Origin of the sequence: Sphaerisporangium aureirubrum, assembly GCF_042658925.1 — a bacterium.
In the GTDB taxonomy this organism is placed as follows: Bacteria; Actinomycetota; Actinomycetes; order Streptosporangiales; family Streptosporangiaceae; genus Sphaerisporangium; species Sphaerisporangium aureirubrum.
Genome location: NZ_JBHSRF010000059.1, coordinates 48463 through 59005, shown reverse-complemented (window position 1 = coordinate 59005; position 10543 = coordinate 48463). Strand labels below are relative to the sequence as shown.

Here is a 10543-nt window from a genome sequence, read left to right as displayed (position 1 = left end):
GCGCCGTGCGCGCGCTGGCCGCGGCCCGCGTCAAGCTGGAGGCCGGCGCGCCGGACGCCGCGTCGGGACTCCTCGGGGTCGCCCTGGCGGGCCCGCTCGACGAGCGGCAGCGGGCCCGCGCGGCCCTGCTGCACGCCGAGGTCGTGTTCACCGCCAGCCGCGGGAACGCCGCCGCGCCGCTGCTGCTCGACGCCGCGCGGCAACTCGACCGGCTGGACCCGGCGCCGGCCCGCGACACCTACCTGCAGGCGTTTTCCGCGGCGATGTTCGCCGGTCGGCTGGCGGTCCGCGACGGCGGCCCGCGCGACGTCGCCGCCGCCGTCCACGCGGCGCCGCCGGGGCCCGGCCAGGCGCGGGATCCCCTGCTCGACGGGCTGGCGGCGCTCTTCACCGCGGGGGCCGGCGCGGCGGCACCGGCGCTGCGCCGCGCCGTGGCCGTCTTCCTCGGCAACGGCGTCCCCGCCGGGGAGCAGCCGCGGCGGCTCTGGCTCGCCTCCACCGCCGCGATGGCGTTGTGGGACGGCGACGCCTGGCGCGCGCTGGCGGACCGCCATGTGGCCCTCGCCCGGGACTCCGGCGCGCTCGCCGAGATGCCCCTGGCTCTCAACGCGCGCGTCACCGTGCACCTGCTGGAGGGCGAGTTCGACGAGGCGGCGTCGCTGAGCGCGGAGCTTCGGTCGATCACCGCGGCGACCGGGCTGCGGATCACCGACCACGGCGCCCTCGCGATCGCCGCGTGGCGAGGCCGCGAGGCCGAGGCCGAGGAGCTGACGCGCACCGGTTCGAGCGAGGCGGCGTCCCGCGGGGAGGGAAGCGGGATGACCGTCGCCGACTGGACGAGGGCCGTGCTCTACAACGGCCTCGGCCGGTACGACCGGGCCCGCGCCGCGGCGCTGCGGGCCGTCGCGGACGCGCCCGCGCCGGGCGCCGCGTCACAGTGGGCGCCGGCCGAGCTGGCCGAGGCCGCCGTCCGCAGCGGCGACCGCGAACTCGCCTCCCGGGCCGTCGAGCTGCTCGCGCGGAGCGCGCACGCCGCGCCGTCCGACTGGGCCCTCGGGATCGAGGCCCGGTCCCGCGCGCTGGTCAGCGGGCAGGGCGCGGCCGAGAGCCTCTACCGGGAGGCGATCGAGCGGCTCGGCCGCACCCGGCTACGCCCCGACCTCGCCAGGGCCCACCTGCTGCACGGTGAGTGGCTCCGCCGGGAACGGCGCCGGATCGAGGCCCGCCGGCAGCTGCGCACCGCGCACCAGATGTTCACGACGATGGGCATGGCGGCCTTCGCCGACCGCGCGGCCCGGGAACTGCGCGCCACCGGGGAGACCGCGCAGCGGCGCGGCGGCCCCGCCGGTGGCGACCTCACCCCCCGGGAGGGACAGATCGCCCTGCTCGCCACCACGGGCCTCACCAACTCCGAGATCGGCAGCCGGTTGTTCGTGAGCCCGCGCACCGTCGAGTACCACCTGCGCAAGATCTTCGCCAAGCTGGACATCACGTCCCGCAGCCAGCTCGACCGCGTCCTGACCGGCGAAGTCGTGCGTGACGCCGTCGTGCCCGACCGCGGCGGGTGCCGGTGAGGTCACCTGCCGGGATCGGGGAGGCCGTGAATGATCGAGTCGGTGATCTCACCGCTGCGCAGGGCGATGTTGGACAGCAGGGAGGAGCTGAGGCCGTGGCTGTGCTCGGTGCCGCCCTGGAGGTAGATGCCGCAGGAGAGCTCGGGGGTGGTGAGCACGCGGTAGTCCCGTGACACCCGCAGCTGGCCCGAGTCGTCGCGCAGGCAGTGCCGATCGAGGTCGCCGAGGAGGTGGACCGGGTCCATGGCGTCGTAGCCGGTGCCGCAGGCGACCGCGTCGACGGACAGCTCCTGGATCTCGTCGTCGAGGAGCGAGTGCAGCACGACGCGGGTCTCGCTCCCGGCCCGCTTGACGCCGGTCAGCCTGGTGAGGTTGAGGAAGCGCAGACGGCTGGTGTTGCGCACGCCCTCGCCGTACCAGCGCCGGTAGAGGTCGCGGATGACGTCGCTGTCCACCACCGAGTAGTTGGTGTTGCGGTGGCACCGCCAGAAGTCGTCCCTGGTCTGCGGGGTCGCGAAGTAGTAGTGGTCCACCGCCTCGGGATCGAACACCCGGTTGGCGAACGGCGTGTCGTCGGCCAGCGAGTAGCCGTACGACGGGACGATCGAGTGGATCTGCGCGTGCGGCAGCTCGTCGTACAGGAACCGGGTCATCTCGGCCGCGCTCTGGCCACCACCGACCACCGCCACGTTCTTGAGCTCGTGCCGGTCGGCGCCGTTGAACCTCTCCAGGAACTCCGAGCTGTGCCAGACGCGGTCGTCGCGCTTCACGCCCTCCGGCATCCGGGGCACCAGGCCCGTGGAGATGACGACGTTGCGGGCGTGGACCACCCGGACGGCCCCCGCGGCGTCCCGCACCTCCAGCCGCAGGCACCCGGCGGGCCCGTCGCCGGACGGCCGCCCGATCGCCACCACCTCGGAGCCGTAGCAGACCTGGTCGGCGAAGCACGCCTGCGCCCATTCCAGATAGTCGTGGAACTCCGCGCGGGTCGGGAAGAAATCCTGGTTGTTGACGAACCGCGGAAGGCGGCCCGCCTGATGGAGGTAGGAGACGAAACCGAACCTGGACACCGGATTGCGGAAGGTGACGAGATCCTTGAGGAAGGACACCTGCATCGTCACGTCCGGCAGCAGCATGTTGCGGTGCCAGCCGAACTCGGGCTGCCTCTCGAAGAACACCGCCGTGACCGGCCGTTCCGGAATGTTGGACGGGTGTTCCCGGACGGCGATCGCGAGAGAAAGGTTGGACGGGCCGAAGCCGATACCGGCGATCTCGTATACCTGGTCTTCTCGGATGCGCATGGAACTCCTCTGCGAGCGGATCTGAGACTTAATCTGATCGGCCGGATATTCCGCCCAAGAGATCCTCGACCTCGAAAAACGGATGCGCCTCAGGAATTAATTTACGACAGTCCGCCGCAGGGCTCAATAATTCGGCCGCCGGGGCCGCGGAGCGCGCGGTGTCCGGCCGACAGGACAGGCGCCGCTCCAGTTCACAGGATGCGGCCCCGCCCCGGCCGCGCGCCCCCGGGGATGGCCACGGAATTCACTCGGCGGCATGCGCCCCGGTGAAATTCGGCGTGGTTTCCCCGTGGGGTCGCGCGAGCGGGTGAACGGGTCGCCGTCAGCCGAAGAGCTCGGCGAGGGCCTCCATGTCGAACGGGACCGGGGAGAGGCGGTACCCGGCGGGCGGTTCGAGGCCGAGCAGGTGGCGGACCAGGAAATCCCACCGGCGGCGGGTGACGTAGTGCTCGTAGCCGAAGTAGATGTGGTCGGAGTCGGGGACGATGAGCAGGTCGAAGTCCTTGTCGGCGCGGATCAGGCGCTCGGCGAGCCGCAGGGTCAGGTGCGGGGAGACGCGGTCGTCGAGGCCGCCGTGCACCAGCAGCAGCTTGCCCTGGAGCCGGTCGGCCATCTCCACGTTGGAGGCCGCGACGTAGTCGGCCTCCGCGACCGGGCCGTGGTAGGGCTCGGCCAGGCCGAGGTCGACGTGCCGGAAGTCGTGCATCCCCGACTCCGCGACGCCCACCGAGAACACCTCGGGGTACCGCAGCAGCGCCCGGACGGCCGCGAAGCCGCCGCCGGACATGCCGGTGACACCCACCCGGCCGAGGTCCATCCACGGCCGGGTGGCGGCCAGTTCGCGCAGCGCCGCCACGTGGTCGGACAGGCCGGCGGCGTCGCCGAGGTCGCCGTAGGAGGCGTCGTGGAACGCCTTGCTCCTGCCGGGTGAGCCGCGTCCGTCGATCGCGACGACGACGAAGCCGAGGGCGGCCAGCGCCTCGGCGTCGCCGCCGTACGCGCCGGGGTCGAACGACGGGCTCACGCGGTTCGCGGTGGGGAGCCCGTACGGCGTGTCGACGACCGGGTAGCGGCGCTCCGGGTCGAAGCCGTGCGGCCGGTAGAGCAGGCCGTGGATCTCGGTCTCGCCGTCGGCGGCGGTGACCCGGATCCGCTCGGGCGGGGCCCAGCCGGTGGCGAGCAGGCCGGTGACGTCGGCCCGCTCCAGCTCGGCGAGCACCCGGCCGTCCCAGGCGCGCACGCTGATCACCGGCGGGGTGCCGGTGGTGGACGCGGAGTCGACGAAGTACCGCCCGCCGGGCGCGACGGTGACGACGTGGTCCAGGTCGTCGTCGGTCACGCGGGTGAGGCCGGAGCCGTCCAGCCCTGCCCTGCACACCGATCTGCGGTAGGGGTCCTGCTCGACGAGGCCCGAGGCGGTGAACCAGACGAGCCGCTGTTCCTCGTCGACGCGCAGGATCTCCTGTACCGCCCACTCCCCCGACGTGACCTGCGCGATCAGCCGTCCGGTGCCGGTCGCGTAGAGGTACAGGTGTCCCCAGCCGTCGCGCTGGGAGTACCACAACACCTCCTCGCCGCCGGAGAGCATCCGCACCATCGGCGGCCCGAGCTGCTGCTGCGTGGGCTCCACGCGCGTCTCGCCGGTCTCGGTGAGCAGGGTGCGCACGGCGCCGGAGGCGGGGTCGAGCCGGTTCAGGCTGAGGGTGCGCGCGTCCCGGGTGGTGCTCAGGTAGTGGACGGCCGAGCCGTCCGGCGACCACCACGCCCACCGGCTGAAGATCGGCGACAGCAGCGGCATCGGCACCGGCTCCGCGTCGGCCCGCACCACCGAGCCGGTGGCGACGTCGACGACCAGGAACTCGGCCATGGGCATCCGGTCGTCGCCCGGGTGGGCCGCGCGCACGGTGAGCGTCCCGGGGGGACCGCCGTCGGGGGGCGCGCTGCGGGACAGGTGCGACCGGCGCACGCCGCGCATGTCGGTGCGGTGGGTCAGTACCCGGGTGGAGTCGGGCGACCACGCCACGGCGGGCGGCATGTGCGGAAGGCCCAGCTTGGCGAGCAGCGTCGAGTACATCAGGTAGTCGGGGTTGGCCCCGTAGTCCTGCTCCTCGGTGCCGTCCGCGGTCAGCGCGCGGTCGCCGTCCGGCGTGCGGAGGCGCAGGTCGTGGCCCGAGCGGTACACCGCGTGGCGGCCGTCGGGTGAGACGACCGCGAGCGGGTCGCCCGGGGGCGCGGCCTCGGACTTGCCGCACTCGTAGGTCGCGAGGGAACAGCGCCAGTGCGCGCCGAAGGCGTCGAACTCCACGGCGTCGTCCACCAGGGCGATCGCGAAGAACGGCAGCGCTCCCGGGTGCACGTCCTGACCCGACGCCTCGGCCAGGCGCGCGGCGAGGCGGATGTGGTCGAAGGCGTCCTCGCGGGTGCCCTTCTCCGGGTCGGCGAGGACGAACCTCCTGCCGTCCCCGGTGTCGGCCGTGTACCAGAACCGCTCCCCCCCGTCCAGCCACCGGGGCGTCACCTTTGATCGTTTGACCAGGTCGGAGCGGCGATGGCGGAGCAGTCGCTCCGCGGTCTCGTAGGCCTGGACGGCAAGCTGCCTCGACTCCACAGCCAAGACCTTCTTTCTTTGGACATGGTCCGGCCGCCGCCGGAGCAAGGAGATCGCCCGCCGCCCGCGCGGACGACGACCGGGGACGGTTCGTCGCGCGCCGGAGACTCCCGACCGGCTCGGTGGCGCGGGCCGGCGACGGTGCGGAGAAGAAAGGTAGAGGGGCTAGATGTTGACCGCGGCGTTGAGAGCCGCCGGCTTGGCCGAGCCCAGGATCTGTTCCGCCGCGTGGTCCAGGGTGGCGAGCACCCACTGCTCCAGTGCGGTGCCCGACTGCTCCGCGGCCTTGCGCCAGCAGTCGACGCGGCCGCCGGGGAGGGCGAGCTTCTCGACGGTCTCGCTCCGGCTCGCGGCCGAGGCCGGCAGCGCCGCCTGGCGGGAGAGCTGGACGGCGTTGCGGAGCTGCTTGGTGGTCCAGCCTCCCTGTTCGGCCTGGTCCAGCCAGTTGTCCTGCACCTCGACGGGCAGGGACGCCAGCTCGGCGTGGTGCTGGAAGGTCAGTGACTCGCGGCGGCGGTGGAACAGGAAACGCCGCGACACCCAGGCGTAGTTCCTCAAGGTCTGGTACTGCAGACCGGCCGCCACGATTCCGCGCTGGTACCTGTCCGCGTACCTGTCCTTGCCGAAGACCAGCCAGTCCCCGAGCCACCAGCACGACGAGTCAATGATGCCCGACAGACGGCGCCCCGCGAGTTCCCATTCGTCAAAGGAAAGCGTAGGCGGAAGACGCAGACCGACCTTTGTGGTCAGCACCTTCCCCTGCAATGCGCCGTCGTCGGCGTGGCCTGACCGTGGGCCGGGAAGTCGATTGCGGACGGTCACAGGAGTTGCGTGGTGTATTACTCTCGCATTACTCATCCTCATCACCCGCAAACATTATTAGCAATCGGAGAGTTGATGTACAGGGGACACTGTACTTGACTTTCGAAGGCGACTCGGTTACAAGCCGCCCCTGACTTCGTCAATGGCGTAATCGGAAACACGGGGCCAGCGTCTCCGAGAATGCGTAGTAGAACACGTGAAGGCCCGGAGAATATCCCATTGGCCGATGCGGGCATTATGCGCACGCACGGGTGTGATCCCTGGTCGAGAGCATAGGATTCAACGCCCCGCGCGGGCGGCGGCGGCGCTGCGGCCGCGAAACGCGATGACGGTTCAGCGTTTCAAACGGTCCATTAGTCCCGCCACTTCACGGTGGCGTGCGCTCGGATTTCCGAGAAACGACCGCCGTACCCGGTCGCGGGCCTCAGAGCTCTGTTCCTGACTCAGTTTGAACATTCCCTGTGCGCCGGTCACCCGGACCCGGAAGGCGCCGACCGCGGGCACGATCTTGCGGAAATAGTCGATCGACCCGGTCATGTCCCAGTCGCTGCCGAATCTGCTCTCGAAGGCGCGCACCGTGGCCGTGACCACGCCCAGGGTCTCCACGATCGAGTCGATCTTCTCGACGGTCCCGCGGACGTGCACGGCGGTGAAGTTCCAGGTGGGCGCGGCCGGCGTGTACTCGTAGACCGCCGGCGTCACGTACGCGTGCGGCCCGGTGAACGTCAGGAGCACGGCCGTGCCGTCCTCCAGCGCCGACCAGTGGGGATTCGCCCTGTTCAGATGGCAGAGCAGCACGCTGCCCGCCAGATCGGCGGCCTCGTCGTCCAAGGACTCCGGGACGACGGGAAGGTGCGTGGCGAACGGCACGTCCCCTGGCTCGCCGTTGCTCGTCAGCTGCGCCAGGGGGTTGTTCTTGATGATCTCGACCATCCACGAACTGTCGGGCGGCCGGTAGTGACTTGGTACGAACATCGGACCTCTCTGGGCCGGGCGGGGATCGTGTCTCCGCGTGGGCAGCCCTTCGGGGTCCGGCGATGCGGGTTTCGCCGGGCACCGGATCAGGACCATCTGATGGTGATCGGGTCAGGACCTTCTGATGATGATGTCGTCGAGACTGGTGCGTGCCCGGATCCTCACGGTCGCGGCGGCCGATGCCGGGCGGCGCCCGGCCGGAAGCGTGTTGCGGACGCGGCCCAGCCTGGACCGCGCGTTCAGGTCGGCGGTGGAGTCGGGATGCACTCCCACCTCGACCTCGCCGACCTGGGTGACCAGGTCGACGGTGCCGCGCAGGACCTCGCCGACCACGATGTTGCCGACCTTGGTCCTGGCGTCGACGTTGGCGTCCGCGCGCTGGACGAGGATGCTGCCGTTGTTGCTCCTGGCCCGGAGGTCGCCCCCTACCGCGGCCAGCTGGAGCTGGCCGGAGTAGGCGGTGAACCGGCACCTGCCGAGCAGGCCCTCGCCCCGGATGGTGCCCAGATAGGCCTTCCCCCGGACCTCGGAGCCGCTCGGCAGCTCGACGGTGATGGACACCGTCCCGGGAGCCGAGTCCCGGCCGTACCTGTGGCGCCACGGGTGGCCCTGCCTGATGCGCAGCCCGTCCGCGGTGTAGCTGACGTCGACCTCGCGTGCGGCCTTGACGTCGAGGGGCAGCTCCGGGTCGTACGGCGCCACCGTGACGACGGTGTCGTCGCGGTCGCCGGCGATGATGGCCACTTCGCCGACCGCCAGCGTGATTTCGGCCTTGATGGGCTCGGGAGTCCTGAAGGTGGGCACGTTATCCCTCCACTCGGGGCCGCGGGGCGCGGCCCGCGGTCAGCTCGGCCGGTCGGGCCGCTCGCGGTTGAACGCCTTGAGTGACCAGAACAGGCCGAGTACGCCGAACCCGGTGGACCAGACAAGGGCGATGATCGCGCTGTTGCCGACGGGGGTGCCGAACATCAGCCCGCGCAGCGTGTCGATCATCGGGGTGAAGGGCTGGTACTCGGCGAACCACCGCACGCCGGCCGACATCGACTCGGGCGGCACGATTCCCGAGCCCACCAGCGGCAGCAGCACCAGCGGGAACGGGCCGTTGCTCGCCGAGCCGACGGACTTGGCGGCGAGGCCGAAGGCGAGGCCCAGCCAGCACAGGGTGAAGCTGACGTAGGCCAGGAAGCCGAGGATGGCGAGCCACTCCAGGAACGTGGCGGTCGGCGACAAGCCCATCAGGAAGGCGATCCCGATGACGACGGCCATGCTGAGCAGGGCCTGGATCACGCTGGACAGGACGCGGGCCACCAGGATGGACGGCGTGTAGATCGCCATGGTCCGGAAGCGGTTGAAGATGCCGCCGGTCATGTCGACGCTCGTCAGCGTGGAGGTGCCGATCAGCTGCGACGCGGCGGTCATGATGATGAGGCCGGGCAGCAGGTAGTTGACGTAGCTGCCCGAACCGCCGGCCTTCACCGTGTCTCCGAGCGCGCCGCCGAAGACGTAGTTGAACAGCAGCAGGAACAGCACGGGGATGCCGATGATGGCGCCGACGGCCACCTTGTCGCGGAGCTGGTTCTTGATGTTGCGCCGCAGCATCGTGGACAGGTCGCGCAGCGGGTAGACCCTGACCTGCGGCGCGGCGGCGGGACTGACGGCGGCGGAGGTCGTCATGACGAGGCCTTTCGCTGCTGGCCGGTGAGGGCGAGGAAGACGTCGTTGAGGTCGGGCGTGTGCAGCGAGATGTGCGGCACCTCGTCGACGTCGATCCGGTTGAGCACCTCCAGCACCGACCGCGCGCTGGTGTCGTTGGGGACCTGCAGGGTGAGGTCCTCATCGTTGCGGGTGGCCCCGTCGAACCGGGCGGCGGCGGCCTCGAACGCGGTCCTGGACGTGAAGTTCAGCACCAGGTGACCGCCGGGGACGCGCCGCTTGAGCTCCTCCGCGGTGCCGAGGGCGACGATCTTCCCGCCGTCGAGCACGGCGACCTGGTCGGCCAGCTGGTCGGCCTCCTCCAGGTACTGCGTGGTGAGGAGGATCGTGGTGGCCTCGGTGCGGACCAGGTTGCGGATGAGGTCCCACATGCCGACCCGGCCGCGTGGGTCCAGGCCGGTGGTCGGCTCGTCGAGGAAGATGATCCGCGGCCGTCCCACCAGGGTCATCGCGAGGTCCAGGCGGCGCTGCATGCCGCCCGAGAACGCGAACACCGGCTTCCTCCCGGTGTCGGCCAGGTCGAACAGGCCGAGCAGCTCGGCGGCCCGCTCGCGGCCCTCGCGCCTCGGCAGATGCCAGAGGTCCGCCATCAGCAGGAGGTTCTCCTCGGCGCTGAGGTAGTTGTCCACGGCCGAGAACTGGCCGGTGACACCGATCACCGAGCGCACCGCCAGCGCCTCGCGCCGCACGTCGTATCCCGCGACGTGGATCTCGCCGTCGTCGGGCGAGGTCAGCGTGGAGAGCACCCGCACCGCGGTCGTCTTGCCCGCGCCGTTCGGGCCGAGGAGGGCGAAGACCTGCCCCTCCGGGACGGAAAGATCGATTCCGTCGAGGACCACCTGATCACCGTAGGACTTGCGGAGTCCACGGACGTCGATCGCGGTCCGGACAGCGGTGCTGGTACCGCTTGACTGGCTGGTTGGGACGGTCATGATGACCCCATGGTTTGGGTTCGACGTAGTCATGAACAGTGTTCAACTCGGGATGTTACGTAGAACTTGAGCGCTGTGCAAGTGGCTTTCGAACACTGTGCAAGTCCCGTGGAACCAGGCCCCCCACGGCCGTCGAGCCCGACTCCGGCCAGCCGTCCGGCCGAGCCGGAGGTGTGCAGGTCCGAGGACCGCATCCCCGGACGGGCAACGGAATCAGGAATTCCGTTACCCGTCCTCGGTCAAGGTTCCCGATCCGCTTACGGCCGTCGAGCCCGACTCCGCCCGGCCATCCGGCCGGACCGGAGGTATGCAAGTCCCAGGACCGCATCCCCGGACAGGCAAAGGAATCAGGAATTCCGTTACCCGTCCTCGGTCAAGGTTCCCGATCCGCTTACGGCCGTCGAGCCCGACTCCGCCCGGCCATCCGGCCGGACCGGAGGTGTGCAGGTCCGAGGACCGCATGGTGACGTCCCCTGAAGTGGTGTAACTCCTGGGGATCTTCGTGAAGGGCGTCGATGGCCCGCTACCTCGCGCCTAGGGCGGCGCGTTCATGATCACGGTCATGGAAATCACACCACCTGGCGGGACGTCACCGACCGCATCCCCGGACAGGCAACG

Annotated in this window: 8 protein-coding genes; 1 reads left to right on the top strand and 7 read right to left on the bottom strand. The window is 70.8% G+C overall.

What is annotated here, in order from left to right; translation table 11 throughout:
* On the top strand, positions 1 to 1574 hold a 1574-nt coding region (locus ACFP1K_RS29425), incomplete at its 5' end, for a helix-turn-helix transcriptional regulator (protein ID WP_380759323.1).
* A 2-nt stretch (positions 1575 to 1576) separates the two neighbouring features.
* On the opposite strand, the gene ACFP1K_RS29420 is transcribed toward ACFP1K_RS29425, so the two are convergent.
* From ACFP1K_RS29420 to ACFP1K_RS29390, 7 genes are all read right to left on the bottom strand, one after another.
* Positions 1577 to 2875, bottom strand: a complete 1299-nt coding sequence (locus ACFP1K_RS29420; protein WP_380759321.1) for a lysine N(6)-hydroxylase/L-ornithine N(5)-oxygenase family protein — start codon at positions 2873 to 2875, stop codon at positions 1577 to 1579.
* Positions 2876 to 3197: 322 nt separating this feature from the next.
* Positions 3198 to 5483 (bottom strand): S9 family peptidase, encoded by a 2286-nt coding sequence (locus tag ACFP1K_RS29415; RefSeq protein WP_380759319.1) that lies wholly within the window; start codon positions 5481 to 5483, stop codon positions 3198 to 3200.
* Positions 5484 to 5648: 165 nt separating this feature from the next.
* Positions 5649 to 6236 (bottom strand): LmbU family transcriptional regulator, encoded by a 588-nt coding sequence (locus ACFP1K_RS29410; RefSeq protein ID WP_380759317.1) that lies wholly within the window; start codon positions 6234 to 6236, stop codon positions 5649 to 5651.
* A 402-nt stretch (positions 6237 to 6638) separates the two neighbouring features.
* Complete coding sequence (locus ACFP1K_RS29405; protein WP_380759315.1) at positions 6639 to 7280, bottom strand: FMN-binding negative transcriptional regulator; 642 nt, start codon at positions 7278 to 7280, stop codon at positions 6639 to 6641.
* Positions 7281 to 7391: 111 nt separating this feature from the next.
* Entirely contained in the window at positions 7392 to 8084 is a 693-nt protein-coding gene (locus ACFP1K_RS29400; RefSeq protein ID WP_380759313.1) for a hypothetical protein, read from the bottom strand.
* A 39-nt stretch (positions 8085 to 8123) separates the two neighbouring features.
* Positions 8124 to 8954, bottom strand: coding sequence for an ABC transporter permease (locus ACFP1K_RS29395; protein WP_380759311.1), 831 nt, complete (start codon positions 8952 to 8954; stop codon positions 8124 to 8126).
* Complete coding sequence (locus ACFP1K_RS29390) at positions 8951 to 9925, bottom strand: ATP-binding cassette domain-containing protein (protein WP_380759309.1); 975 nt, start codon at positions 9923 to 9925, stop codon at positions 8951 to 8953. The genes ACFP1K_RS29395 and ACFP1K_RS29390 overlap by 4 nt, the downstream gene beginning before the upstream one ends.
* Positions 9926 to 10543: the final 618 nt, after the last annotated feature.

Excerpts from the sequence above, each read along its gene's own strand:
- ACFP1K_RS29420 (WP_380759321.1), bottom strand. The coding sequence starts at position 2,875 with ATGCGCATCCGAGAAGACCAGGTATACGAGATCGCCGGTATCGGCTTC.
- ACFP1K_RS29405 (WP_380759315.1), bottom strand. The coding sequence starts at position 7,280 with ATGTTCGTACCAAGTCACTACCGGCCGCCCGACAGTTCGTGGATGGTC.
- ACFP1K_RS29395 (WP_380759311.1), bottom strand. The coding sequence starts at position 8,954 with ATGACGACCTCCGCCGCCGTCAGTCCCGCCGCCGCGCCGCAGGTCAGG.
- ACFP1K_RS29390 (WP_380759309.1), bottom strand. The coding sequence starts at position 9,925 with ATGACCGTCCCAACCAGCCAGTCAAGCGGTACCAGCACCGCTGTCCGG.